Source organism: Nakamurella sp. A5-74 (assembly GCF_040438885.1).
Classification (GTDB): domain Bacteria; phylum Actinomycetota; class Actinomycetes; order Mycobacteriales; family Nakamurellaceae; genus Nakamurella.
The window spans coordinates 2,828,479-2,854,256 of record NZ_CP159218.1 but is presented as its reverse complement, the minus strand read 5'-3'; the positions used below and the strand labels follow the sequence as shown (position 1 = coordinate 2,854,256).

Below are 25,778 nucleotides of genomic sequence, written 5' to 3'. Positions count from 1 at the left end.
CGGGCGGTCGCCACAGATCGACGGCCGACTCCGTGCGGGTCAGCGGGGGGACCAGTTGAGGGTGCGGTCGATGAGATCCGGCCGGACCGACCAGCGCACCGCCTCGACGTCCGTGGTGGCACCGATCAGGAACACCGTCCACCCTTCGGCGACCCTGCCGGGTGCCACTCCCACGCGGTGCGCCGGGTAGCCGGCCACCGACACGGGTGCCTTCTGCAGCACCCCACCGTCGGCACCGACCAGCACCAGGTACAGATCCGGCAGGCAGTCGTGCGCGGCCGGGCCGTGGTTGGCGATCACGCTGTGAACCAACACCGCCCGCTCGGCCGGATCCAGGACGTAGCCGGCAGCAGTGAGCACGTCCGTCGCCGGGTCGACGATCTGCGACACCGTCACCGACAGGTGTTCGTCGGCAAGTCCGACGGTGCGCTGCGGTTGTCCAGCAGCGACCGACGGAGGAGTCGACGGACGGGGAGACGTCGGTGCGTCGTCGGCATCCTGCGCCGGCCGGGTCGCGGACGGCACCGCTGACGGGTCGCGGCGGGCCCACGCCCCAGATCCCGGCAGCCCCCAGGTGGCCGCGGCCGGCGCGGACTCCGAAGAACCCGGGGCGGGAGATGCGTTGGTCGGTGGAGTGGGCGGAGCACCGACCACCGGACCGCGCTCGATCACCTGGTGCAGCAGCCGGGCGTCACCCTCGACGACGAGCCGCAGCGGAAATCCGGACTCGGCGAGCTGGACCAGTCGGGCAGCGGCATCGGCCTGCGCGATCCCGGCATTCCAGGCCGCGTGAGGGAGCCCGACCGATCCGCCCGCACCGGTCAACGCGGCCAGCAATCGGAGATCGATCACGTCGGGAAGGGGCCGGCTCGCGGGGGAATGACCGGGCTGACCCGGCGGCGTCGACCTCACCCGGCGAACCTACCGGGTGAGCCGCCGAGCGGGGTGTCGCGCGGTGTGTCGCGGGCGCCCTGCCGCGGGTGGGCGTGTGCTGGTCGGTGGGTGTCGGCGGACGGTGATAGAACGGACTTTCGCCGCGTGCGAGACCCCCGGACGCACCATGAGTCCACGCCAGCAGTACCGCAGGAGGAAGGAGCCGGTGGCTCGACCATGTCCGTTTCGAATGACTCCTTCGTCCATCTGCACGTACACACCGAGTACTCGATGCTGGACGGGGCCGCCCGCCTGGGCAGCCTGTTCAGCCGGGCCGCCGAGATGGGGATGCCCGCCCTGGCGATGACCGACCACGGCAACGTCTTCGGCGCCTACGACTTCTACTCCAAGGCCAATGCCGCAGGCGTCAAGCCGATCATCGGCATGGAGGCGTACGTCACCCCGAACACGCACCGCTCGTCGCGTGAGCGGGTCAAGTGGGCATCCGGCGGTGAGGACGACGTCTCCGGCGGTGGAGCGTTCACCCACATGACGCTGCTGTCGGAGTCCCAGCAGGGCATGCACAACCTGTTCCGGTTGGCGTCCCGAAGCTCCATCGAGGGCTACTACTTCAAGCCGCGCGCCGACCGGGAGCTGCTGTCGGAGTATGCGCAGGGACTGATCGCCACCACCGGCTGCCCTTCGGGCGAGATCCAGACCTGGTTGCGGATCGGCAACTACGCCAAGGCGGCCGAGAGCGCAGCGGAGTTCCGCGACATCTTCGGGGAGGGCAATTACTTCGTCGAGCTGATGGACCACGGCCTGGGCATCGAGACCAGGGTCATCGAGGGTCTGCTGCGGCTGTCGAAGGATCTTTCTCTGCCGACCATCGCGACCAACGACCTGCACTACACCGACCCGGCGGACGCCGACTCGCACGAGGCGTTGCTCTGTGTGCAGTCCGGCAGCACGCTGGATGACCCGAACCGTTTCAAGTTCGACGCCCGGGACTTCTACCTCAAGTCGCCGGCCGAGATGCGGCAGCTGTGGGAGGGCAAGTACCAGTTGAAGGAGGCGTGCGACAACACGCTGCTGATCGCCGAGCGGTGCTCGACGAGCTTCGACGAGGACGCCTCGTACATGCCGAGATTCCCGGTGCCGCACGGGGAATCGGAGACCAGCTGGTTCATCAAGGAGGTCGACCTCGGGCTCGCGTTCCGGTTCCCGGACGGGGTGCCGGCCGAGGTGCGGACGCAGGCCGACTACGAGGTCGACGTCATCACCCAGATGCGCTTCCCCGGGTACTTCCTCGTTGTCGCCGACTTCATCAACTGGGCCAAGAACAACGGCATCAGGGTGGGCCCCGGTCGCGGCTCGGGCGCCGGCTCGATGGTCGCCTACGCCATGCGCATCACCGACCTGAACCCGTTGCAGCACGGGCTGATCTTCGAGCGGTTCCTGAACCCCGACCGTGTCTCGATGCCCGACTTCGACGTCGACTTCGACGAGCGCCGGCGCGGCGACGTGATCCGCTACGTCACTGAGAAGTACGGTGACGACCGGGTGGCCCAGATCGTCACCTACGGCACCATCAAGGCCAAGCAGGCCGTCAAGGATGCCTCGCGCGTGCTCGGCTACCCGTTCTCCATGGGCGACCGCATCACCAAGGTGATGCCCGCACCGGTGATGGGCAAGGACGTCCCGCTGTCGAAGATCTTCGACCCGACCCACGACCGCTACAACGAGGGCACCGAGTTCCGGAATCTGGTGCAGTCGGACGCCGAGGTCGAGCGGGTGGTGAACACCGCCAAGGGCCTGGAAGGTCTGAAGCGTCAATGGGGTGTGCACGCGGCCGGCGTCATCATGTCCAGCGATCCGCTGGTCGACCTGATCCCGATCATGATGCGACCGCAGGACGGCGCGATCATCACCCAGTTCGACTACCCGACCTGCGAGAAGCTCGGGTTGATCAAGATGGATTTCCTGGGGTTGCGCAACCTCACCATCCTCGACGACGCGCTGGAGAACATCCAGTCGAACCGCGGTGAAACCGTTGTCCTGGAGGATCTTTCACTCGACGACCCGGCGACGTTCGAGCTGCTGGCCAAGGGCGACACGCTCGGCGTCTTCCAGCTCGACGGCGGTCCGATGCGTGCGCTGCTCCGCTCGATGCGGCCGGACCACTTCGAGGACATCTCCGCGGTCGGCGCGCTGTACCGACCGGGACCGATGGGCGCCGACTCGCACAACGAGTACGCGCACCGCAAGAACGGCCGCAAGCCGGTCGTCCCGATCCATCCCGAACTGGCCGAGCCGCTGGCCGAGATCCTGGGCGAGACCTACGGTCTGATCGTCTACCAGGAGCAGGTGATGGCGATCGCGCAGAAGGTCGCCGGGTTCACCCTCGGTCAGGCCGACATCCTGCGCCGGGCGATGGGCAAGAAGAAGAAGTCGGAGCTCGACAAGCAGTACGAGGGCTTCGCGCAGGGGATGGCTTCTCGGGGTTTCTCCGCAGCGGCCGTCAAGATGCTGTGGGACATCCTGCTGCCGTTCTCCGACTACGCCTTCAACAAGGCGCACTCGGCCGCGTACGGGTTGATCTCGTACTGGACGGCGTACCTCAAGGCCAACTACCCGGCCGAGTACATGGCCGCCCTGTTGACGTCCGTCGGCGACGACAAGGACAAGATGGCGATCTACCTCGCCGAGTGTCGGTCGCGGGGGATCATCGTGCTGCCGCCGGACGTCAACGAGTCCGAGAAGAACTTCACGCCGATCGGTACCGACATCCGGTTCGGGTTTGCTGCGATCCGCAACGTCGGGACCAACGCGGTCATCGGGATCACCAGGGCGCGCAAGGAACAAGGGAAGTTCTCCGACTTCTCCGACTTCCTGGACAAGGTGGATGCGACGGTCTGCAACAAGAAGACGGTCGAGTCGCTCATCAAGGCCGGCGCGTTCGACTCGATGCGTCACCCACGCAAGGGTCTGCTGATGGTGCACGCGGAAGCGATCGACGCCGTGCTGTCGGTGAAGAAGGCCGAGGCGGCCGGTCAGTTCGACCTGTTCGGCGACCTGTCCGCCGAGGACGTCGGTGGCGGGATGACCGTGGCGATCCCGGACACCGAGTGGGACACCAAGCTGCGACTCGGTTTCGAGCGGGAGATGCTGGGGCTCTACGTCTCCGGGCATCCGTTGGCCGGGTTCGAGCAGCTGCTGAGCAGCCAGAGCGACACCTCGCTGCCCGACATCCTGGACGGGACGGTGCCCGACCGCGCGATGATCACCATCGGTGGCATTCTCACCGGTCTGCAGCGCCGGGTCACCAAGAACGGCGACCCATGGGCATCGGCGACTCTCGAGGATCTCAACGGCGGCGTCGAGATCGCCTTCTTCCCCCGGGTCTACGCCGACTACGCGATGCAGCTCGCGGAGGACGCCATCGTGCTGGTCAAGGCCAGGGTGGCGCGCAGCGACGACCGGCTGTCGTTGCACGCACAGTCGATCACCGTCCCCGACCTCGATCTCTCGACCGATCGCGGTCCGCTCCAGGTGCGGTTGTCGGCGGTTCGCTGCACTCCGCCGGTGGTGAACCGGCTCAAGGAGGTGCTCGCCCAGCACACCGGCCCGACCGCCGTACATTTGCTGTTGATGAACGGACAGAAGCAGACCACCGTGCGACTCGACGACGCCTTCCGGGTGACGCCGACCTCGGCGCTGATGGGTGACCTGAAGGCACTGCTCGGCGTGGACTGCCTCGCGTGAGGATGCAGCGCAGGCTCGCCATCGCGCACCTCGGGGTGGCAGCGGTGGCCGCGATCGCCATGCTGGGCGCCTCGGCCCTGTGGATCGTGCTGACTCCTCAGCAGCAGTGGATCGTGTACCCGCAGACCCCGGACCTCCCGCAGGGTCAGGCGCTGTCGCTGCCGTTGGAGTCGTACTTCCGGTTCACCTCGATCGCCTTCTTCACGCTCGGCGCGCTGGTCGTCGGCGCCGTGACAGCAGTCGCGGCGTGGCAGATCCGCTTCGCCCGCGGTGTCCCGATGGTGCTGGTGCTGATCGGATCGTTGGCCGCGGGGTCGGCGCTCGGATTGCTGGTCGGCCACCTGGTCCGCGGCGGTGTCGATCCGGCGGTGGTCGCGGCCAACGGCGTCACGACGCCCACCCTGGTGGAGATGCCGGCGTCGATCAGCCGCTGGGCGGTGGTGATCGCCCCCGGGGTTGCCGCGGTGGTCTACGTGCTCACGGCGGCCTGGCACAGCGATCCCGATCTCGGTCGACCGCGGCTCCACTCCACGCAGGATCTCGGATCGACTGTCCCTTCCGACCGAGCAGCACATTGCGACCCATCAGCGCCTGACGACCGAACGGTGCCCTTCGACGGATCAGTGCCCTCCGACCGCTCGGGCGACCCGATCACGGCGCCCATCCCGGTGGTCGTGGGGGCCGGCGCGTTGACCCACGGCCGGCACTCGCCCGAAGCCGGGTCTGCGCAGGGGTTCCACCCCGACCGACCCCCGACCCGCGACTTCGGTGTCGCTCCCGGGCCGTCGGTCGGTCCCGGTCCCACAATCGGTGCCGGTCCCTCGGTCGGCCCCGGTCCCTCGGTCACTCCGGGGGACGGAAGGCAGCGAACGGATCCGTCACCCGGTACTCGGTGACGGTGAAGCGGTAGAGCGCAGCAGGTCGGCCGCCTGCCGGGCCGGGCGCCGCCCTGGTACCCGTCGGTGCGAGCATCCCGCGGCGGGTGAGGATGCGTTGCAGGTTGGTTGCGTCGACCTCGTGCCCCAGTACCGCGCGGTAGATCCTGCTGAGAGCGTTGAGGGTGAACTCGCGCGGTGCGAGCGCGAACCCGATGTTGGTGTAGCTCAACTTTCCGCGCAGGCGGTGCCGCGCCCGCTGGGCGATCTCTGCGTGGTCGAAGGCCATCGGCGGCAGTCGGTCGAGCGGATGCCATCCGGTGTCCGCGGGTAGATCCGGGTCCTCGTGGGCCGGTACGAGCCCGAGGAATCCGGTGGCCACCGACCGCACACCGGGGGAGCGGTCAGGGGCGGAGAAGACCCCGATCTGTTCCAGGTGCGCGACCCGGGTCAGATCCACCTTCTGGGCCAGTTGACGGGCCATCGACTCGTCCACCGTTTCCGCGGGCAGCAGTGTCCCACCGGGCAGCGCCCAGCGTCCCGACTCCGGATCGCGGCCCCGCTGCCACAGCAGGATCTCCACCTGCCGAGTGATCGGACGCACAGCCAGTACGACGGCGAGCACCTCGACACGAACCAGGGTGGTGTTAGACTCGGTCATGTTTCCGATCATAAGTCGAAAACCCCCCGGAGAACAGGCCGGGTAGTGGGAATCTCAGTCCGCCCGCAGTGTGCCGGAGCGGATCGTCGCTGCAGCAGGAGGAATCGCATGACTCTCACCGCAGAGAGCACCCGGACCGGCACCGCGCCCTCGCTCCGCGATCTGGTCCACGAGCTCGCCGAGGCCAAGGACGCAGTGGTGCTGGCCCACAACTACCAGTCGCCCGAGATCCAGGATGCCGCCCACTTCGTGGGGGACTCCCTGCAGCTGTCGCGGATCGCGGCCGAGACGCCGCAGACGACCATCATCTTCTGCGGGGTGCACTTCATGGCCGAGACCGCGAAGATCCTCGCGCCCGACAAGACCGTGCTCATCCCGGACGCCGCTGCCGGCTGCTCGCTCGCCGATTCGTTGACCGCTGACGAGCTACGCGCCTGGAAGGCCGAGAACCCCGGGGCGGTGGTGGTCAGCTACGTCAACACCACAGCCGCGGTGAAGGCGGAGACCGACATCTGCTGCACGTCCTCCAACGCGGTCGAGGTGGTCGCGTCCATCCCGGCCGACACCCCGGTGCTGTTCGGTCCCGACCAGTTCCTCGGCGCCCACGTGCGCAGGGTGTTGAAGCGCGACAACATCCAGGTCTGGGGCGGTGAGTGCCATGTCCACGCCGGCATCAACGGCGCCGAACTGGCCGCCAAGGCGGCGGCCGATCCGGAGGCCGAGCTGTATGTGCACCCGGAGTGCGGCTGCGCGACCAGTGCGCTCTACCTGGCCGGAACCGGGGTGGTCGCCGCCGACCGGGTGAAGATCCTCTCCACCGGCGACATGGTGAAAGCGGCGCAGGGCAAGAAAACCGGCGCCGTGTTGGTCGCCACCGAGATCGGGATGATCCACCAGCTGCGCAAGGCCGCGCCCGGCGTCGACTTCCGCCCGGTCAACGAGCGGGCGTCGTGCAAGTACATGAAGATGATCACCCCCGAGAAGCTGCTGCGAAGCCTGCGCGAGGGCACCGACGAGGTGCACGTCGATCCGGCGATCGCCGCCCGGGCCCGGGCCTCCGTCGAGCGGATGATCGCGATCGGTACCCCCGGAACGGGTGAGTGAGAACCATGTGGGATGCGCACGTCGACGTCGTGGTCGTCGGGTCGGGAGTCGCCGGACTGACGGCGGCCCACGATGCAGCAGCCGCCGGACTCCGGGTAGTGATCATCACCAAGGACGCTCCCGAGGCCGGCAGTACCCGCTGGGCCCAGGGCGGGATCGCCGTGGTCGATGCGGCGACCGGTGACACCATCGACGCCCATCTGCACGACACCGTGGTGGCCGGGGCCGGCCTCACCGATCCTGTCGTGGCTGCGGCGGTGGTCACCGAGGGGATCGCTGCGGTTGCCCGGCTCCGCGCGCGGGGTGCGGTCTTCGACAGCCTCGCTCCGTCCGGGCCCGGCGATCCGGGGGCGCTGCTGCGCACCCGCGAGGGCGGGCATCATGCGGACCGGATCATCCACGCAGGCGGCGACGCGACCGGCGCCGAGGTGGAGCGGGCGCTGCTGGCGGCGACCGGTATGCCGGCCGTGCTGGCCGGCCACCTGGCGCTGGACGTCGTCACCGATGTCGCCGGCAGTGCCTGCGGCGTCACGGTTCTCGCTCCATCCGGGCGCGTCGGTCTGATCCGTGCCGGCGCGGTGGTGCTGGCGACCGGTGGCTGCGGACAGCTCTACGCGGCGACCAGCAACCCGCCGGTTGCCACCGCCGACGGGGTGGCCATCGCGCTGCGCGCCGGAGCGCAGGTCGCCGACCTCGAGTTCATCCAGTTCCACCCGACCGTGCTGTTCACCGACGGTGGGCTCGCCGGGCAGCGACCGCTCGTCAGCGAGGCGGTGCGGGGTGCGGGGGCCGTACTGGTGGACGGGGCCGGCCGTCGGGTGATGACGGGTGTCCACCCGCTGGCCGATCTCGCTCCGCGGGACGTGGTCTCACTGGCGATCACCCGGCGGATGGCCGAGAACCCCGGCGGCATCGACGATCACGTCTTTCTTGACGCCCGTGCCGTCGAAGGGTTCGCGCGCCGGTTCCCGACGATCACCGCGGCGTGCACCGCGGCGGGTGTCGACCCGCAGCGGCAGTTGATCCCGGTGGCGCCGGCGGAACACTTCCAGTGCGGAGGAGTGTGGACGGATCTGCAGGGCCGCACCACGATCAACCGGCTCTACGCCGTCGGGGAGGTGGCCAGGACGGGGCTGCACGGCGCGAACCGGTTGGCGTCCAACTCGTTGTTGGAAGGTCTGGTGATGGGGGAGCGAGCAGCGGCGGACATCGTCGAGAACCCGGTGCCGCTGGGCGAACCGATCGCCGTTCCCCAGCCGCGCACCGTCGATCCGCCCGCGGTGGGGCAGTTGCAGCGGTCGATGAGCAAGCGGGTCGGGATCGGCAGGGACGCGACGTCGCTGGCCCAGGTGCTCTTTCCTCGCCCCGATCCCGGCGCCCGCGTCAGTCGGGAATCGGTGGAAGCGGCGAACATCACGCTCGTCGCCCGGCTGGTGGTGACGGCCGCGGCCACCCGGACCGAATCGCGCGGTGCTCACGTCCGACTCGACTTCCCCGAGCGCAGACTTGCCTGGGCGCAACCGATCTCGCTGACCCTGACGGCAGACGACGAACTCGAGATCGGCGCCCTCCGGCCGGCGGTTCCGGTATGAGCGGCGGACCGACGATGCACGACGTGCTCGAGGACGCAGACGACCTGCGCAGGGTGATCGAGGTCGCGCTCGAGGAGGACCTGCGGCACGGGCCGGACGTCACCACGCTGGCCACAGTTCCCCAGGACGCTGTCGCGGTGGCCGCGCTGACGCCACGTGTCGCTGGTGTGCTGTCCGGGGTCGGCGCCGCAGTCGAGGTGTTCCGGGCGGTGGGCGGCCCGTCGATCGAAGTCCGGTCGATCCTTCCCGAAGGGGCCAGGCTGGCAGCCGGGGTGCCGGCGCTGGTCGTCAGCGGCCCCACCAGAGCGCTGTTGACGGCGGAACGGACTGCGCTCAACCTGGTCACCCACCTGTCGGGCATCGCCACCCTCACGCGCGCCTGGGTCGAGGCGGTGGCCGGTACCGGCGCGCGGATCCGCGACACCCGCAAGACACTGCCGGGACTGCGTGCGCTCCAGAAGCGGGCGGTGGTGGCTGGTGGCGGGGTGAACCACCGGATGGGTCTGGGCGATGCGGCGTTGATCAAGGACAACCACGTGGTGGCAGCGGGATCGATCGGCGCTGCGATCACCGCGGTCCGGACGCTCGACCCCGAGATCTTCCTCGAGGTCGAGGTGGACACCCTTGATCAACTGCGCGAAGCGCTCAGCCATGCGGTGCCGCTGATCCTGCTGGACAACTTCAGCCCGTCCGAGACCGCAGCAGCCGTGCGGATCACCCGGGAGCGGGACCCGAGGACCCGGTTGGAGTCCTCCGGCGGGCTGACCCTCGAGGTCGCCAGGGCCTATGCCGAGACCGGTGTCGACTTCCTGGCCGTTGGCGGTCTGACGCACTCGGCGCCGAGCCTCGACCTCGGTCTGGACCTGACGCTCGACACGACGTCGGACGCCGCAGGTTCGGCGTGATCCTGCGGCACGCCCGCGACCTCGTCGACGATCTCCGGTCGTCACGAACTCGCCGCCGGATGCTGCAGGTCGAGTGACAGGCCGCCCAAGACGTCGACAGTGGGCGCTCGCCAGGGCAGGGTGGGAGCCATGACCGCCTCGCCCTGGCTCCCGAAGCCGACCCTGCAGGGAGACAAGGTCGTGCTCCGCCCTCCGGTCAGGGAGGACGCCTGGCCGATCGCCCAGCTGCTGGCCGATGAGGAACTGCTGCGCTTCACCGGTTCCGTCACCAGTGCGGTCGAGGCGGCGGCCTTCCCCCTGCAGCCCACCGAGGAGATCGTGCAGTGGTACTCCTCCCGGGCCGGGATCGACGGTCGACTCGACCTGGTGATCGTCGACGCGGCGACCGACGAGCCGGTCGGCGAGTCGGTGCTCAACGACTGGGACCCGGTGGCGCGCAGCGCGAACTTCCGGATCCTGCTCGGCCCGTCCGGCCGTGATCGCGGCTTGGGTACCGAAGCGATCCGGTTGACCGTCGGGTACGGCTTCGAACACATCCATCTGCACCGGATCGAGTTGGGCGTGTACGCCTACAACCCGCGTGCGATCCGCGCCTACCGCAAGGTCGGTTTCGTGGTCGAGGGCACCAGGCGGGATGCGTTCCGCTACCTGGCCGCCGACGGCGAGGTGTGGACCGACGAGATCGTGATGTCGATCCTGGCGCGGGAGTGGTCGGTTCACCGGGGACACCCGGAGCTCGCCTGAGCACGACCGACCGCACCCCTGTGCACCGATCGTCCGACGTCGGTCGAGCGAACGGAGTGGGTCGAGATCCCGCGGTCCGGACAGCTGCCGCGGCGTCCAACCCCGGACGCTGATCGAGCGAACGGAGTGGGTCGAGATCCCGCGGTCCGGGCCACTGCTGCGGCGTCCTACCCTGAAAGGGTGGGCACCGGTGCTCGCGCTCCCATCCCGTCCCCTCCACAGTCGAGGACTTCCATGCTGCAGCGCATCGACCTGACCGCCGGTCTCGGTGACGTCCGCAGCGTGCTGCCCCGCGCCACCGGTGCAGCTGCGGCCGCCGACGCGGTGGTCGGCCCCATCCTGCAGGCGGTGCGCGACCGCGGCGTCGAGGCAGTGCTGGACTTCTCGGAGCAGTTCGACGGGGTGCGTCCGTCGTCCATCAGGGTGCCGGAAGTGGTGGTGACCGGTGCTCTGCACGGCCTGGACCCAGCGGTCCGGGTGGCGCTGATCGAATCGATGGACCGTGCCCGCCGCGGACACGAGGCGCAACTCCCGACCGAGACACAGACCCATCTCACCCCGGGGGCGGTGATCACCCAGCGCTGGATCCCGGTCGACCGGGTCGGTCTGTACGTGCCGGGTGGGCTGGCGTTCTACCCCTCGAGCGTGGTGATGAACGTGGTGCCGGCCCAGGTCGCCGGTGTCCGCTCGATCGCCGTCTGTTCGCCGCCGCAGCCCGACAACGACGGCTGGCCCGACGCCACCGTGCTGGCCGCGTGCGCGCTGCTGGGTGTCACCGAGGTCTACGCCGCCGGCGGCGCCCAGGGAATCGCGCTGCTGGGCTACGGCAGCAAGCCCGACGGTCTCGGCGGTGAGCCGGTGGAACCCGTCGACGTGATCACCGGCCCCGGCAACGTCTACGTCACCGCGGCGAAGCGCGCGCTCCGCGGCACCGTGGCCATCGACTCCGAGGCCGGACCCACCGAGATCGCTGTGCTGGCAGACGATTCCGCCGATCCGCGGTTCGTCTCAGCCGACCTGATCTCGCAGGCCGAACACGACCCGAACGCCGCCTCGGTGCTCATCACCACGTCCGTCGCGCTGGCGGATGCGGTCGACGCGCTGCTGCCCGAGCTCGTCGAACAGACCCGGCACTCCGAGCGGGTCAGGACGGCACTGTCGGGCCCGCAGTCCGGCACCGTGCTGGTCGCGAGCATGGACGACGGGATCGCCGTCGCCGACTCCTATGCCGCCGAGCACCTGGAGATCCAGACGAGGGACGCCCAGCAGGTGGCTGGGCGGATCCGCAACGCGGGAGCGATCTTCATCGGGCCGTTCTCGCCCGTGTCGCTGGGCGATTACTGCGCCGGCTCCAACCACGTCCTGCCCACCTCGGGAGGTGCTCGCTATTCTTCGGCGCTGAACACGACGACGTTCCTGCGTTCGGTGCAGATGATCGACTACACCGAGTCCGCGCTCGCCGTGGTCGCGCCGTCGGTGATCGTGCTGGCCGAGGCCGAGAACCTGCCGGCACACGGTGCGGCTGTCGCCGCGAGGTTCAACTGATGAGCCCGGAACAGACGGCCGCCGTCGGCGCTGCGGGGTCGGCGGTCGGCGCACAGGTGTCGCTGGCCGACCTTCCGCTGCGGCCGGATCTGGTGGGCCGGTCGCCGTACGGTGCACCCCAGCTGACCGTCCGGGTGCAGGCCAACACCAACGAGAATCCGTACGCCCCGTCGCCGGCGCTCGTCGAGGACATCACCCGTTCGGTGGCTGCAGCTGCTGTCGATCTGAATCGCTACCCCGATCGTGACGCCATCGAGCTACGGACCGCGCTGGCCGCCTACCTGGCCGCAGCCACCGGTGTCCCGCTGACGGTCGACAACCTGTGGGCCGCCAACGGGTCGAACGAGATCCTGCAGCAGATCCTGCAGGCGTTCGGCGGTCCCGGTCGCCGCGGGATGGGTTTCGAACCGTCGTACTCCATGCACCCGATCATCGCGACCGGCACCCAGACAGCGTGGTTGCCCTGTCCGCGGACGGCGGACTTCGGGATCGACGTCGAGGCCGCGGTGACCGACATCACCGACACCGCAGCCGATCTCGTCTTCCTCACCTCGCCGAACAACCCGACCGGTGGCGCGCTGCCGCTGGCCGATCTCCGGCGGCTGGTGCGCGCGGCGCGCGGGATCGTGGTGATCGACGAGGCCTATGCGGAGTTCTCCCGTCATCCCTCCGCGATCGCGCTGATCCAGGAGTTCCCCGCGCAGGTGATGGTCGTACGGACCATGTCGAAGGCGTTCGCCTTCGCTGGTGGCCGGCTCGGCTACCTCGCTGCTGCTCCGGCGGTCATCGAGGCGCTGCTGCTCGTTCGGCTGCCCTACCACCTCTCCGCCGTCACCCAGGCGGCCGCACAGGCTGCGCTGCGGCACGCCGACGAGACGCTCGGCACCGTCGCCGCGCTCGTGCAGGAGCGCGAACGGGTGGCACAGGCGTTGCAGGACAAGGGTTTCACCGTGATCGAGTCGGCGGCCAACTTCTTGCTGTTCGGTGGGATCGACGATGCGCCCGCCCTCTGGCAGGCTTTCCTTGATCAGGGCATCCTGATCAGGGACGTCGGGATCCCCGGGCATCTGCGGGTCACCATCGGCACTCCTGCCGAGAACGACGACTTCCTGGACGTCGTCGGTCGGCTGGTCGGGCGCGAGCTCGACGGGCCCACCGGCACGCCTTCGTCGGAGACAGGGGTGCGGCATGGCGTTTGATCTGCTCGGTGCGCGGACGGACGCTGATCCGGTTCGCGATCCCGAGCCCGCCCCTGCGGGCGATCAGTCCATCGCTGCGGGCCAGCTTCCCGGGCAGCGGGCCGCCGGCTCCCTGCCGTCCCCCGTAGGATCTCGACGCAGGCACGCCGCCCCGACGGACTCGGACCTCGAGTCCGGACCCACGCTCTCCGCGAGCACGTGGACACCGGACCGTCCCACAGTCCGACCCGCGACAGCGACCGCACAGACAGCGACCACACCGACAGCGACCACATCGACAGCGACCACACCGACAGCGAACCCTCCGACATCGAACAGGGACCAGATGAGCCGCATCGCGCAGATCGAGCGCAAGACCTCCGAATCGCACGTGGTGGTCGAGATCGACCTCGACGGCACCGGCCAGGTCGACATCAACACCGGCGTCCGGTTCTACGACCACATGCTGACCGCGTTCGGCGTGCACGGTGCGTTCGACATGACCGTGCAGGCGAAGGGTGACGTCGACATCGACGCCCACCACACCGTCGAGGACGTGGCGATCGTGCTCGGTCAGGCAATCCGGCAGGCGCTGGGGGACAAGGCGGGGATCCGCCGCTTCGGCGACAGTTTCATCCCGATGGACGAGACCCTCGCCCACGCCGCCGTCGACGTCTCCGGGCGTCCGTTCAGCGTGCACGTCGGCGAACCCGACGCGGCGATCAGTGCCGTCGTGGGTGGCAACTACCCGGTGGTGCTGAACAGGCACGTCTTCGACTCGCTGGCCTTCCACGCCCAGATCGCCCTGCACGTGCGGGTGATCCACGGCCGCGATCCGCACCACATCTGCGAGGCGCAGTTCAAGGCCGTCGCCCGTGCGTTGCGGCAGGCGGTGGAACCCGACCCGAGGATCAGTGGCATTCCCTCGACCAAGGGTGTGCTGTGACCCCTAGCGTGGTCGTGCTCGACTACGGTTCCGGCAACCTCGCCTCTGCCCGCCGGGCATTGCAGCGCACTGGCGCGGAGGTCGAGGTGACCGGCAACTTCGACGCGGCTCTGCAGGCTGACGGCCTGGTGGTACCGGGCGTCGGCGCCTACGCGGCGTGCATGGCCGGCCTGCTGCAGGTGCGGGGTGAGCGGATCATCGGCCGACGTCTCGCCGGATCCCGACCGGTACTGGGCATCTGTGTGGGGATGCAGATCCTGTTCGAACACGGCGTCGAGCACGGCGTGCAGACCGAGGGCGCCGGCGAGTGGCCGGGCACCGTGGAGCGACTGCAGGCGTCTGTGGTTCCGCACATGGGTTGGAACACCGTCACGCCCGGCACCGGCTCGACGCTGTTCGCCGGGATCGACCCGGATACCCGTTACTACTTCGTGCACTCCTACGCCGCGCGGCGCTGGGAGCTCGAGGTGACGCCGCCGTTCCCGGAGCCGGCCGTCAGCTGGTCGGAGCACGGCGGCGACGCCTTCGTCGCTGCGGTCGAGAACGGCCCGCTGGTGGCCACCCAGTTCCACCCGGAGAAGTCCGGTGATGCGGGCGCCGAGCTCTTGTCCAGATGGGTGCGTTCTCTCTAGTATCGAACACATGTTCGATTCACGTGCCGAGGTTCGCGCTGCGGTGACCCCGGGCCTGACGCGTGACGAGGTGATCGCCGGTCTGCGTCGTTCGCTGGAGACCGCTCATCCTGGCGTGTCCCTCGGCTGGGGTGCGGCCGGGGCCGCCGTGCATCGCGCGCGGACCGCGACGGACGACATCCTCCCGCAGCGGACCGACACCCCTGCCGGGGATGCAGGGCGTCCTGGGGGTGCCGAACTCGGGCTGGTGACTGCGGAGCTCGGGCGGGTGGGCGCCGAGCCCGGCCGGACCGTCGGACGCGCCTCCTGGGTCGGGTCGACGATCCTTCCGGTGAGTGGTCCGCTCGGCGCGCTGCTCCCCGACGGCGGTGTGCCGCGCGGTGGGGTGGTCGGGATCCGCTCCGGCGGGGTGGGTGGGGGAGGCTCCAGCCTGTTGCTGTCGTTGGTGGCAGCGATCCAGGGCGGTGACGGCGCAGTGGTCGCCGGCGGAGCTCGCTGGGCGGCCCTGGTGGGTGTCCCGGAGCTCGGCCTGCTCGCGGCCGCCGAACTGGGGGTCTCGCTGGACCGATTGGCGGTGGTGCCCGACCCGGGAGACGATGCGCTGCAGGTGATCTCGGTGCTCGCCGACGGTGTCGAGGTGATCGTCGCCGGGGCTCCCCGAGCTGCCGTCCCACCCGCGCGGGTGCGGGTCCTGCGGGGACGGCTCCGCACGAGCGGAGCGGTGTTGTTGGTGGCCGGCGATTGGCCGGGTGCCGATCTGGTGATCACCGCGCAGGCGTCCCGCTGGAGCGGGTTGGGCAACGGGCACGGACGGCTGATCGATCGGGACCTGGCCATCACGGTCGAGGGCAGACGGTTCGGCCGCGCGCGCAGTGGTGTGCTGCGGCTGTCCGGACGACGCGACGGCACGGTGGCGATGCTGCCAGGTCGACCGTTCACCGTCGGTGGCCCGGGCCAGCAGGCGGAAATCGTGGCGCAGGGGGCAGCGCTCCCGGCGTGATCGGTGCCCGGTGCGCGGTGCGCGGTGCGCGGTGATCGAGCGACGAAGGAGACGAGATCCCGTCCCCGCTCGTCCCGCTGGAACCGATCATCGACCAACCCCTGCGATGTCGAGTCCGGGCGGCGCCGGGTGCGCGGTGATCGAGCGACGAAGGAGACGAGATCCCGTCCCCGCTCTCGTCCCGCTGGAACCGATCATCGACCAACCCCTGCGATGTCGAGTCCGGGCGGCGCCGGGTGCGTGTCTATTGCCGTCCCGTCACGTTCACGTTAGTTTTTTACACATGGCGAACCCTCGACGTTCCTTTCTGCACTCCGGACCACTGGCACGTCGGGTAGGGGTGGCCCTGGCTGCGTTGATCGCCCTGCTCGGCTCGCTGCTGCTCGTCCCAGCAGTCTCTGCGGCTCCGGTGGCTGCGATGCAGACGCCCGCCACCACGAGCTCGTCCTGGAGCGATCTGCTCGGTCGGCTGTGGGCCGAACGGGTCATCCGGTCGATGAGCACCGAGGAGAAGGTGGGGCAGCTGTTCTCGACCCACGTCTACGGCAGTGATGCCGACACCTCGGATGCCAACAACACCAAGGAGTTCGGAGTCGCCACGGCTCGCGAGGTGGTGCAGAAGTACCACCTCGGCGGTGTCCTCTACTTCTCCTGGGCACACAACGTCGACAACCCCGTCCAGGCGGCCGGACTGTCCAACGGGCTGCAGCGCACGGCGCTCGGTTCCGGTGCCGGGGTACCGCTGCTGATGTCGATCGACCAGGAGGGCGGCCTGGTCACCCGGATGCTCGAACCGGCCACCCAGACCCCCGGTTCGATGGCCATCGGCGCCACCGATGACACCACGGTCGCCCGCGACCTGGCCGCCATCCAGGGCCGTGAGCTCGCCGCCGTCGGTGTCCGACAGAACTTCGCCCCCGATTCCGACGTGAACATCAACCCGGCCAACCCGATCATCGGCGTGCGATCCTTCGGCGCCGATCCGAAAGCCGTGTCCGAGATGGTCGCCGCACAGATCACCGGCTACCAGCGCGACGCCGGGATCTCCTCGGCCGTCAAACACTTCCCGGGTCACGGCGACACCAGCGTCGACTCGCACACCGGTATCCCGGTGATCACCCACACCCGTCAGGAGTGGGAGAGGATCGACAAGCCGCCGTTCGTCGCCGCCATCAAGGCCGGCGTCGACGTGATCATGACGGCGCACATCATCGTCCCAGCGCTGGATTCCTCCGGTGATCCGTCGACGCTGTCCAGGACGATCATCACCGACATCCTGCGCGGCGAGCTCGGATACCGCGGCGTCGTGGTCACCGACGCGCTGAACATGCAGGGTGTGCGCGACAAGTACGGCGACGACCGGGTTCCGGTGCTGGCGCTCAAGGCCGGCGTCGACATCCTGCTCGATCCGCCCAAGCTGGACGTCGCCTACAACGGGGTCCTCGACGCGGTGCAGTCCGGCGAGATCACCCAGCGCCGGTTGGACGAGTCGCTCCGCCGGGTGCTGCTGCTCAAGTGGCGCAACGGAACCGTCACCCACCCGTTCGTCGATGTGAAGAAGGTCGACAAGGTGGTCGGGACCCAGGCGAGCCTGAAGCGCGTGGCGCAGGCCACTGATGCCTCGATCACCGTGCTGCGCAACGATTCCGCGGTGCTGCCGTTGGCTCCGTCCGGCAAGAAGATCCTGGTCACCGGGTACAACGCAACGTCCAGGACGACGGTGGCCAATGCCTTCACCGCCCGCGGCGCCGTGCCGTCGATCGCGGCGGTGGGAACCAACCCGACCGACGCCGAGATCGCCGCGGCCGTAGCCGCTGCGGCCGGGCAGGACGCCGCAGTGGTTCTGACCTACAACGCGGCCTCCTCCGCCGGGCAGGCGAAGCTCGTCAAGGCGTTGCAGGACAGCGGGATCTCGGTGATCACCGTCGCCACCCGCAACCCGTACGACATCGCCTCATATCCCACCGCAACCACCAACCTGGCCACCTACGGCACCAAGACGGTGTCGCTGGAGTCGGTGGTCGCGGTGATCTCCGGCGCTGTGGAGCCGAAGGGGAAGCTGCCCGTAGCGATCCCCGCCGCAGACGGCTCCACCCTCTACCCGATCGGGCACGGCCTGAGCTGGTGAGCTGATCCGCAAGGTCCCCGTCGTCTCAGCTCACAGAACCCGTCTCCAGTGAACGTTTCTCCGCCTCGGAAGCTGAGAATCGCTCACTGGCGACGACTTCTGTGAGCCGACGAGCTCCACCAGTACGCCGGGCCGGTTCGCGCGGCTTCCGCGTGGTGCCGCTGTCCAGTCGTGGGCCGCGTCCCGCGGGGTGGGGTCCGTTCACCGCTCTGGCTGAGGTACTCCGGTTGCCGGGCTTGATCGCTGCCACCGTCGGCACGGTCCTGTTCGTAGGCTCCGGGTCGAGGCGATCAGCATCGTCAGGTGCGGCAGACACCTGGATGAACTCGGCGGCGAGTCGGGTCAGTTCTTCCGATGGCGCTTCGTCGACGGCCGGCTGTGGCGCAGTGCCCACCCGTTCTCCTTGTCGGCGCCACGCCGCAGTGATCGGATGCGCATCACCGTCAAGGCCCTGGGCGATGGCAGCAGCCGGGTGCAGGCCGTGAGACCGGGCACGCTGGTGTTCGCTGAGGGACCATCCGGGTCGATGACAGCTCACCGTCGGCGCCGTAGTTCGGTGGTGCTCATTGCCGGTGGCGTCGGGATCACCCCGATGCGCGCACTTTTCGAGACGATCGAGGTTCCGGGACCACTCACGCTGCTGAACAGGGTGTCTGCCCCGCAGGAGGTCGTGTTCCACGACGAGCTGGAAGCCATTGCACGGCGCCGCGGCGCCCGCATCGTGTGGCTGATCGGCCCCTCGTCCCATCCGGCCAACCAGATCACGCCGGCGGACCTGCACCGCCTCGTTCCTGAACTCGCGCAGAGCGATGTGTATCTGTGCGCATCACCGCCGTTGGCCCGTGCGGTGCGCAGCTCACTGCAGCAGCTGGGGCTGCCGGCTCGTCAGCTGCACGAGGAAGTGTTCGCATTCTGACCGTCCGCTCGGCGCGGGCGTGCCCGTGCAACCCGGCGCATCGAGCACTCAACCACCATGTCCGACGTCCGCAGACAGGAATGCCATGGTCACCAGATCCAGCGTGTGAGCGCCCGAGCCACCCGTGGTCCACGCTCACAGGGAGCACTCAGGAAAGCCACAGTGCCCGGAAGGCAACGAGGTCGACAGTGGACGAATGACAACTTCCGTCGTGACCGAGAACCGGTCGACGTCGCCCGGACCGAATTCCCAGATGCCAATCGTGGAGTGCACCGGGCGCGCCGGGTACGACGATCGGTCGCCGGTGATGCGCGGCCGTCGTCGGTGCTCCGGTCACTCCTGGTTCCGCGACCTCACCGCAGGATCGCTGTGGTTGGTTCTCGTCGCAGTGACTGCGCTCTGGCTCAGCAACGCCGCGATCACGGATCTGACCGGATCGCTCGGCTCCGCGCTGACCTCGATCGCGTGCCTCAGCGGCCTGCTCGCGTCAGCACTTCTGCTGGCCCAGGTGTTCATGATGGCCAGGGTCCCCATCGTGGAGCAGTCCTGGGGTCAGGACCGACTGGCCATGGCGCATCGACTGATCGGCATCTCCTCATTCACCTTGATGATGGTCCACATCGTCCTGGTCACCCTCGGCTACGCAGCCACCGGGCCGCTCGGGCTGTGGGGAACGATCGTCGACCTCGTCGTGAACTACCCAGGAATCCTGCTGGCCGTCGCCGGGACGATCGCCCTGTTGATGGTCGTTGCCACCTCCGCCCGGTGGGCTCGACGGAAGCTGAAGTACGAGTCGTGGCACCTGCTGCACCTGTACGCGTATGTGGGCGTAGGACTGGCGCTGCCGCACCAACTCTGGACCGGCAATGATTTCCTCGCCTCACGCGTTGCGACGGTGTTCTGGTGGTCGTTGTACGCGGTCTGCGCCGGCCCCGTCATCGTGTGGCGGATCGTTGTGCCTCTCGTCCGTTCCCTGCGTGCAGGTGTGCGTGTCGTGGACGTCCGCCCGGAGGGCCCAGGCGCGGTGTCCGTGACGGTCTCCGGGCCCGGGATCGCCGCGCTGCCGGTGCAACCGGGGCAGTTCTTCCAGTGGCGTTTCCTGACCCGGCGCGGCTGGTCCCGCGCGAACCCGTTCTCCCTCTCGGCGGCACCCGACGGGCGGTCCCTGCGGTTCACCGCTGCGATCGTGGGGGAGGGCACCGCTCGCCTGACGCACCTGCGTCCCGGCACCAGGGTCCTCATCGAGGGGCCGTACGGACGTATGCACCCGGGTGTGCGCACCCAGCGCAAGGTGCTGTTGATGGGATCCGGCATCGGCATCGCCCCGATGCTGTCCCTGCTGCAGGGCCTCGAGCAGCAACCGGGTGACGTGATGGTCGTGCACCGCGTCCGCTCCGATGCCGAGGCAGCGCTCGGGGCGGAGACGGCTGAGGTCGCCCGCCGCGCCGGAGCGGACTACCTGCGGGTCGCCGGCCGACGCATCGACGGCCGTGCCAGCTGGCTACCGCAGCCGGCTGCGCATCTCACCGACGTCCAAGCGCTGCTGCACCTGTGTCCCGATGTCGCGGAACGTGAGGTGTATCTCTGCGGGGCTCCCGCCTGGATGCAGGCCGTTCACCGGGCAGCGCGAGCGGCCGGAGTTCCGCCCGACCGTGTGCACGACGAGCAGTTCGGCTACTGATCGACGCCGCGCCAGCTCCTCCGGTCACAGCACCACCAGCCACAGTCCCACCAGCCAGAAGGACCGACGATGAAGAAGATCACCTGGTGGTTGCTCAGTACCGCGACCGTCCTGATCCTGTTGTTCAGCTACCACACCTCCACGAACACCGAGGCGGCTGCGACCCCGCCATCCATCAGCACCCCGGCCGCGGCGCGTCCGTCGACAGCCGGCTCGACCACCACCGCCGGCTCGACGACCACCGTCACCGCGACGGTCACCGCCGACGCGGACGGAACAGTCCCGGCGACGAGCACTCCATCGACCGGTTCTCCCACCGCCGAGGCGGCTGCGGCCTCCGGAACGTTCACCGGTGCTGCCGCAGACACCCGCTACGGGCCGGTCCAGGTCCAGATCACGGTGCAGGACGGCAAGATCACCGCGGCCACCGCCCTGGAGTACCCGTACAACGACCACCCGCGACCAGGAGATCAACGACTACGCGATCCCCACGCTCAACCAGGAAACGGTCGACGCGCAGAGCGCGAACATCAGCATGGTCGGCGGCGCCACCTACACCTCCGACGGGTATCTGCAGAGCTTGCAATCAGCCGTCGACCAGGCGAACCTGTGACGGCCGCGCTCGACCGAGGTCAGGTCGTCGAACGGGTGTGGGTCGAGCAGGTCATGGGCCTGCCGGTCTCGCTGCGGGTTCGGCGACTGTTCTCCGACGACGGCGCGGACGCGACCCGCAATTTGGATGCTCTGGTGCGCAACGTGTTCGGCTATCTGCGACGGGTCGACGAGGTGTTCAGTGTCTGGCGGTCGGACAGTGAGCTGATGCGGATCAGGAGTGGCGCTCTGGATCCTCGCGACGCGCATCCCTGGCTCGCCGAAGTGCGAACACTGTGCGAGATCGCGACCCGGTCGACCGGCGGCTTGTTCGTCGATCAACTCACCGGTCCGGACGGGACGTCCGGGTGGGATCCCACAGGCATCGTCAAGGGGTGGGCCGTCGAACGAGCGGTCAACCACCTCCGTCTCGCCCCGGAACTCGCGTTCGTCATCGGTGCCGGCGGCGACATCCTGTGCGACACCGGGAGGGGTGTCATGCCACGATCACCGCTGTGGTCGCCATGGACGATCGGGTTGGAGAACCCCGACCGACCCGGACGGCTGTGGGGCACGCTTCCGATGCTGCGGGGAGCCGCCGCAAGCTCGGGTACCGCCGCGCGGGGGGCGCACATCCACGATCCGCGGACCGGCGGACCCAGCCGGCAGCGCGGCAGCATCACCGTCACCGGCCCGAACCTCGCCTGGGCGGATGTCTGGGCGACCGTGTGTTTCCTGGACCCGACCGCGCTGTCGCGGTGCCCGTCCGCGCTGGCGAACGGCTACCGGATCGCCCATCAGCACATCGACGATGTGTGCTCGGCCTGAAAACGCTCAAGCACAACAGACCCGACCGAAGTGGACGCGAATACCAGCACGGTCCAACCGGTCACGACGCCGAAGGGCAGGTGGGCCGCCCAGGGATCAGCATCGTGGCGGGTATCGACCTGCAGATGTGGGCGCACGAGCCTGGACGGCCGCTGATCGAATGGAGCGAGGTGACCGACGCAGTCGCATCGACCTCCGCACGCTGAGACGGCAGGGCGTGACGGAACCGTCGGCCGGGTAAGGCCTCTGCAGTGCCGTCCTGATGGACGGCGGAGCGGACGAGGAGACGACAGTGCGGAAATCGTTGGTCGATTGGAAGAACCTGGGGCGGGTGGCAGGAGCGTCCGCGGCAGTGGTGACGGTGCTGCAGGCGGGCACGGCGACGGTCGCGCTGCGGACGGGTCGGCGTGACTACGCGGACGGGGTCTGGGGTCCGGGGCTTGCGGCCGTGGCCATCACCGTTGCACTGGTGGGTAAGGGCGATGTGGTCCGGCGGTGGTCATTGGCCGCCGGCGTCACCGGGTGGGCAGCCCGACTGGACTGGCAGATGACGAAGCGACTGCGGCGCAGCGACTCCGAGGACGCTCGGTACACCGAGTTCCTCGAGGGCGCTTCGACGTTCGGCGTCATCAACAAGGTGTTCGTGGCGCAGGGGCTCAGTCAGCTGCTCGTCGCCGCCCCGATCCAGCTCGCTGCAGCGAGCCGGTTGCCGAAGTCCGGTCGCAAGGTGCTGTTCCCGATCGGGCTTGGCGTGATGGCGGCCGGTGCGGTGATCGAAGCGTTGGCCGACCACCAGAAGACGGTGTTCAAGCAGCAGCAGGCCGAGCGCGATGAGAAGGACAAGAGCAGCGACGAGAAGAGGAGCACGGAGCGCGACATCCTCGACACCGGTCTGTGGGGCTGGTCCCGCCACCCGAACTACTTCGGCGACTCCGTCGTCTGGGACGGCGCGTTCCTCGCTGCCGCGGCATCGGCGCCAGGGCTGCTGACGGTGCCCGCGCCGGGCCTGATGAGCTACTTGCTCATCTTCGCCACCGGCGCGAAACGCACCGAACGGCGGATGGCGGATCGTCCCGGCTACCGCGGCTACCAGGACCGCGTCGCGTTCTTCATCCCCCGGCGGCCGAAGCGCACTGACCGCTGACGGAGGCGACCCGACCCGGGAGCGGTCAGCCCGGGGTGGCTGAGTCCACGCTCACCCGGGCTCAGCCCGCCTCCACCTTCGGCAGGATGTCCTCCTTGAGCCGCTTCATGTCGTCCATCGTCTTGGCGGTGGGGACGTCGGCGAAGGGCGGCCAGATGAGCACCTTGGTCAACCCGGCCTCGCGGTAGCGCTTCAGCATGTCGGTGACCTGGCCCTGCGACCCGACGAGCAGGTTGGAGGCCTTGCCGGCCGGTGTCTGGTCGACGTCCACATCGGTGATCACGGTCCAGATCATGGTGCAGATGTCCAGGTCGTCGATGGTGCGAGCGGTGTCGAGTGCCTCGAGCTCGCGCTGGATCCCGGCGCGCCACTGGGCGATCTCCTCGGGCGAGTCCTGGATCCCGATCCAGCCGGCCAGGCCGTACTTCGCCACCCGCTTCGCGGCGCGCCCGGCATCCTTGAGTCCGCTGAAGTAGATGGGCGGGTGCGGCTGCTGCACCGGCTTCGCGCCGAAACCGCTGGGTCCGAAATCGGCGAACTCGCCGTGGTACTCGAACACGTCGTTCGTCCAGATGCCCTGCATGATCTCGATCGTCTCCCGCACGTGCGCATGCCGCCGCGGGAACAGATGCGTCGCGCTGGCCGCGGCGAACTCCTCCGGCATCCAGCCGGAGCCGACGGCCACGTTCAGCCGTCCTTCGCAGAGATGGTCGATGGTCGCGAGTTCCGCAGCCAGCACCCCGGGGGAGCGGTACGGCGTGTCGATGATGCTCATGCCGATCCGCACCTTGCTGGTCTTGGACGCGAGCCACGGGATCAACGGCATCCCCTGGAGAAACTCTCCGCGCGAGGACACCGGCAGCTGCTTGGGCAACTCGTGCATCATGCCGAACGCGTACTCCATCTCGGCGCGGTCGGAGGACTCCGGCACGATGATGCGGTCGAGGGTCCAGACCGATTCGTAGTCGAGGTCCTCCGCCAGTTGCGTCAGGTCCTCCAGCTCCTTCAGCGAGATCTTGTCGCGGAAGTTCGGCAGGTACAGGGCGAGATCCATGGACGTCCTCTTTCTCTGTGGCGGAACTGGCGGGAACTGGCAGGAACGGTCGGAACGGATCACTGGGTGAGAGTGCTGCGGATGTCGGCCTTGAGGATCTTCCCGACGGTCGACCGGGGCAGATCGGCCCAGACCACGATCTCCTTGGGGGCCTTGACACTGCCGATGCGGCCCTTGACGAACGAGATCAGTTGCGCCACATCGAGTTCGGCGCCGGGTTCGAGCTGGACCACGGCACTGACCCGCTCACCCCACTTCTCGTCCGGTAGGCCGATGACGGCGCAGTCCCGGATGGCGGGGTGGGCCATCAGGGCCTGCTCCACCTCGGCGGAGTAGACGTTGAATCCGCCGGTGATGATCATGTCCTTGGCCCGGTCGACGATGAACAGGAAACCGTCGCCGTCGAGGTAGCCGATGTCGCCGGTGTGGTGCCAGCCGTGCGCCGAGACCTCCGCCGTGGCTTCGGGATTGCGGTAGTACCCGGCCATCACCAGTGAGCCGCGGACACAGATCTCGCCGCGCTGCCCGGACGGCACCGGGTGGCCGTGGTCGTCCAGGACCGCGACCGTGACGAGCGGTGAGGGACGACCTGCGGAGGACAGCCGCGCGGTCGCGACCGCGCCGTCGGGGGTGCGGTGCTCCGCGGGCGACAGGGTGGAGATCATCATCGGGGCTTCGGACTGCCCGAACAGCTGCGCCATCGGCCCGATGCGCTCGAGTGCTTCGGCCAGCCGATCGGTCGAGATGGGCGCCGCGCCGTACCAGAAGCATTGCAGCGACGACAGATCGACGCGCTCCAGGCTCTCATGGCCCAGCACCATGTAGATCAGGGTCGGCGGCAGGAACGTGTGGGTGATGCGGTGCTGCTCGATCAGCTCCAGGAAGTGCCCGACGTCGGGATGATCCATGATCACGACTTCCCCGCCGAGCGCCAGGATCGGGAAGCACAGCACTCCCGCCGCATGGGTGAGCGGAGCGAGCGCGAGGTAGCGGGGTCGACCCTCGAACGGGTAGCGCATCAGCACGATCGCGGTCATCGTCTCCAGGTTGCGGCCGGTGAGCATCACCCCCTTGGGCCGTCCCGTGGTGCCGCCGGTGCCGACCAGGGCGGCGACGTCCTCGGGTGGTGCGGCCTCCACCGGAGGGTCGTTGGCCGCGCCGGCCAGCCAGTCGTCGAATCCCACCGCGAGCTCGTCGCCGTCACCGAGGCGGACCAGGGTCGTGACCTTCGGCAGGCGCGGTGCGATCTGCGCCATCAGCGCTTCGAACGCGGGCTGGTAGACGACGGTGGTGCAGTCGAAGAGGTCCAGCAGGTCGGCGTTCTCACCGGCGGCGTTGCGCGGATTGATCGGGCACCACACCGCGCCGGCCCGGGAGATGCCGAAGACGCACGCGAAGGACCTCGGATGGTTCGCCGACAGGATGCCCACCTTCTCACCCGGTGCGACCCCGGACCGTCGCAACGCCCTGGCCACCGCATACGAGAGGTCGACGACCTCGCGGTAGGTCAGCGACGCCTCGTCCAGCGTCAGACACGGCGCTTCGGCATCCAGGGACGCGCCCTTGTCGAGGTAGAACGTCAGCGACATCGTCGTCTCCGCAGCAGGTTTCGGTCC

The 25,778-nt window shown here is 68.9% G+C and carries 20 protein-coding genes; 16 read left to right on the top strand and 4 right to left on the bottom strand.

The annotated features are described in order from the left end of the window. Positions 1-39: 39 nt before the first annotated feature. The gene (locus ABLG96_RS13075; protein ID WP_353647817.1) at positions 40-852 is read right to left on the bottom strand and encodes a hypothetical protein; all 813 of its coding nucleotides are present in this window, start codon (positions 850-852) and stop codon (positions 40-42) included. 258 nt (positions 853-1,110) lie between these two features. On the opposite strand from ABLG96_RS13075, the gene dnaE reads away from it, so the two are divergent. After that, positions 1,111-4,638, top strand: a complete 3,528-nt coding sequence (dnaE, locus tag ABLG96_RS13070) for a DNA polymerase III subunit alpha (RefSeq protein WP_353647816.1) — start codon at positions 1,111-1,113, stop codon at positions 4,636-4,638. 2 nt (positions 4,639-4,640) lie between these two features. Further along, complete coding sequence (locus tag ABLG96_RS13065; RefSeq protein WP_353651492.1) at positions 4,641-5,534, top strand: DUF2567 domain-containing protein; 894 nt, start codon at positions 4,641-4,643, stop codon at positions 5,532-5,534. On the opposite strand, the gene ABLG96_RS13060 is transcribed toward ABLG96_RS13065, so the two are convergent. After that, positions 5,482-6,174, bottom strand: coding sequence for an NUDIX domain-containing protein (locus ABLG96_RS13060; protein ID WP_353647815.1), 693 nt, complete (start codon positions 6,172-6,174; stop codon positions 5,482-5,484). The genes ABLG96_RS13065 and ABLG96_RS13060 overlap by 53 nt on opposite strands. Before the next feature lie 108 nt (positions 6,175-6,282). Here ABLG96_RS13060 and nadA point away from each other — a divergent pair, with 108 nt between their 5' ends. From nadA to ABLG96_RS12990, 14 genes are all read left to right on the top strand, one after another. After that, complete coding sequence (gene nadA / locus ABLG96_RS13055) at positions 6,283-7,278, top strand: quinolinate synthase NadA (RefSeq protein WP_353647814.1); 996 nt, start codon at positions 6,283-6,285, stop codon at positions 7,276-7,278. Between the two features lie 5 nt (positions 7,279-7,283). Continuing rightward, positions 7,284-8,870 (top strand): L-aspartate oxidase, encoded by a 1,587-nt coding sequence (locus ABLG96_RS13050; RefSeq protein ID WP_353651491.1) that lies wholly within the window; start codon positions 7,284-7,286, stop codon positions 8,868-8,870. Then, positions 8,867-9,775 (top strand): carboxylating nicotinate-nucleotide diphosphorylase, encoded by a 909-nt coding sequence (gene nadC / locus ABLG96_RS13045; RefSeq protein ID WP_353647813.1) that lies wholly within the window; start codon positions 8,867-8,869, stop codon positions 9,773-9,775. The genes ABLG96_RS13050 and nadC overlap by 4 nt, the downstream gene beginning before the upstream one ends. Positions 9,776-9,904: 129 nt before the next feature. Beyond that, entirely contained in the window at positions 9,905-10,519 is a 615-nt protein-coding gene (locus tag ABLG96_RS13040; protein ID WP_353647812.1) for a GNAT family protein, read from the top strand. Between the two features lie 234 nt (positions 10,520-10,753). After that, positions 10,754-12,064: a histidinol dehydrogenase gene (gene hisD, locus ABLG96_RS13035; protein WP_353647811.1), complete on the top strand. Its 1,311-nt coding sequence runs from the start codon at positions 10,754-10,756 to the stop codon at positions 12,062-12,064. Continuing rightward, the gene (locus ABLG96_RS13030) at positions 12,064-13,263 is read left to right on the top strand and encodes a histidinol-phosphate transaminase (protein WP_353647810.1); all 1,200 of its coding nucleotides are present in this window, start codon (positions 12,064-12,066) and stop codon (positions 13,261-13,263) included. The genes hisD and ABLG96_RS13030 overlap by 1 nt, the downstream gene beginning before the upstream one ends. Before the next feature lie 325 nt (positions 13,264-13,588). After that, positions 13,589-14,188: an imidazoleglycerol-phosphate dehydratase HisB gene (gene hisB, locus ABLG96_RS13025; RefSeq protein WP_353647809.1), complete on the top strand. Its 600-nt coding sequence runs from the start codon at positions 13,589-13,591 to the stop codon at positions 14,186-14,188. Next, positions 14,185-14,820 carry an imidazole glycerol phosphate synthase subunit HisH gene (gene hisH, locus ABLG96_RS13020; RefSeq protein WP_353647808.1) on the top strand — a complete coding sequence of 212 codons (636 nt, stop codon included), beginning with the start codon at positions 14,185-14,187 and terminating at the stop codon, positions 14,818-14,820. Before hisB ends, hisH begins: the two co-directional genes overlap by 4 nt. A 10-nt stretch (positions 14,821-14,830) precedes the next feature. Next, on the top strand, positions 14,831-15,820 hold the full coding sequence (locus ABLG96_RS13015; RefSeq protein ID WP_353647807.1) for a hypothetical protein: 990 nt from the start codon (positions 14,831-14,833) through the stop codon (positions 15,818-15,820). Between the two features lie 283 nt (positions 15,821-16,103). Beyond that, positions 16,104-17,948: a glycoside hydrolase family 3 N-terminal domain-containing protein gene (locus ABLG96_RS13010; protein WP_353647806.1), complete on the top strand. Its 1,845-nt coding sequence runs from the start codon at positions 16,104-16,106 to the stop codon at positions 17,946-17,948. Positions 17,949-18,378: 430 nt separating this feature from the next. Beyond that, entirely contained in the window at positions 18,379-18,864 is a 486-nt protein-coding gene (locus ABLG96_RS13005) for a hypothetical protein (protein ID WP_353647805.1), read from the top strand. Between the two features lie 253 nt (positions 18,865-19,117). Next, complete coding sequence (locus tag ABLG96_RS13000) at positions 19,118-20,545, top strand: ferredoxin reductase family protein (protein WP_353647804.1); 1,428 nt, start codon at positions 19,118-19,120, stop codon at positions 20,543-20,545. A 69-nt stretch (positions 20,546-20,614) separates the two neighbouring features. After that, positions 20,615-21,964, top strand: a complete 1,350-nt coding sequence (locus tag ABLG96_RS12995) for an FAD:protein FMN transferase (protein WP_353647803.1) — start codon at positions 20,615-20,617, stop codon at positions 21,962-21,964. Positions 21,965-22,226: 262 nt separating this feature from the next. Next, complete coding sequence (locus ABLG96_RS12990) at positions 22,227-23,108, top strand: DUF1295 domain-containing protein (RefSeq protein WP_353647802.1); 882 nt, start codon at positions 22,227-22,229, stop codon at positions 23,106-23,108. Positions 23,109-23,169: 61 nt separating this feature from the next. Here the strand turns inward: ABLG96_RS12990 and ABLG96_RS12985 are convergent, their stop codons facing one another. Both ABLG96_RS12985 and ABLG96_RS12980 read right to left on the bottom strand, forming a co-directional pair. Next, on the bottom strand, positions 23,170-24,162 hold the full coding sequence (locus ABLG96_RS12985; RefSeq protein WP_353647801.1) for an LLM class flavin-dependent oxidoreductase: 993 nt from the start codon (positions 24,160-24,162) through the stop codon (positions 23,170-23,172). 59 nt (positions 24,163-24,221) lie between these two features. Then, positions 24,222-25,751, bottom strand: coding sequence for a long-chain fatty acid--CoA ligase (locus tag ABLG96_RS12980; protein WP_353647800.1), 1,530 nt, complete (start codon positions 25,749-25,751; stop codon positions 24,222-24,224). Positions 25,752-25,778: the final 27 nt, after the last annotated feature.

Excerpts from the sequence above, each read along its gene's own strand:
- ABLG96_RS12990 (WP_353647802.1), top strand. The coding sequence starts at position 22,227 with ATGGACGGCGGAGCGGACGAGGAGACGACAGTGCGGAAATCGTTGGTC.
- ABLG96_RS13030 (WP_353647810.1), top strand. The coding sequence starts at position 12,064 with ATGAGCCCGGAACAGACGGCCGCCGTCGGCGCTGCGGGGTCGGCGGTC.
- ABLG96_RS12995 (WP_353647803.1), top strand. The coding sequence starts at position 20,615 with ATGAAGAAGATCACCTGGTGGTTGCTCAGTACCGCGACCGTCCTGATC.
- ABLG96_RS13010 (WP_353647806.1), top strand. The coding sequence starts at position 16,104 with ATGGCGAACCCTCGACGTTCCTTTCTGCACTCCGGACCACTGGCACGT.
- ABLG96_RS13050 (WP_353651491.1), top strand. The coding sequence starts at position 7,284 with ATGTGGGATGCGCACGTCGACGTCGTGGTCGTCGGGTCGGGAGTCGCC.
- ABLG96_RS13065 (WP_353651492.1), top strand. The coding sequence starts at position 4,641 with ATGCAGCGCAGGCTCGCCATCGCGCACCTCGGGGTGGCAGCGGTGGCC.
- ABLG96_RS13040 (WP_353647812.1), top strand. The coding sequence starts at position 9,905 with ATGACCGCCTCGCCCTGGCTCCCGAAGCCGACCCTGCAGGGAGACAAG.
- ABLG96_RS13060 (WP_353647815.1), bottom strand. The coding sequence starts at position 6,174 with ATGACCGAGTCTAACACCACCCTGGTTCGTGTCGAGGTGCTCGCCGTC.
- hisB (WP_353647809.1), top strand. The coding sequence starts at position 13,589 with ATGAGCCGCATCGCGCAGATCGAGCGCAAGACCTCCGAATCGCACGTG.
- ABLG96_RS13000 (WP_353647804.1), top strand. The coding sequence starts at position 19,118 with ATGCCAATCGTGGAGTGCACCGGGCGCGCCGGGTACGACGATCGGTCG.
- ABLG96_RS13015 (WP_353647807.1), top strand. The coding sequence starts at position 14,831 with ATGTTCGATTCACGTGCCGAGGTTCGCGCTGCGGTGACCCCGGGCCTG.
- nadC (WP_353647813.1), top strand. The coding sequence starts at position 8,867 with ATGAGCGGCGGACCGACGATGCACGACGTGCTCGAGGACGCAGACGAC.
- ABLG96_RS12985 (WP_353647801.1), bottom strand. The coding sequence starts at position 24,162 with ATGGATCTCGCCCTGTACCTGCCGAACTTCCGCGACAAGATCTCGCTG.
- ABLG96_RS12980 (WP_353647800.1), bottom strand. The coding sequence starts at position 25,751 with ATGTCGCTGACGTTCTACCTCGACAAGGGCGCGTCCCTGGATGCCGAA.
- nadA (WP_353647814.1), top strand. The coding sequence starts at position 6,283 with ATGACTCTCACCGCAGAGAGCACCCGGACCGGCACCGCGCCCTCGCTC.
- dnaE (WP_353647816.1), top strand. The coding sequence starts at position 1,111 with ATGTCCGTTTCGAATGACTCCTTCGTCCATCTGCACGTACACACCGAG.
- hisD (WP_353647811.1), top strand. The coding sequence starts at position 10,754 with ATGCTGCAGCGCATCGACCTGACCGCCGGTCTCGGTGACGTCCGCAGC.
- ABLG96_RS13005 (WP_353647805.1), top strand. The coding sequence starts at position 18,379 with ATGCGCATCACCGTCAAGGCCCTGGGCGATGGCAGCAGCCGGGTGCAG.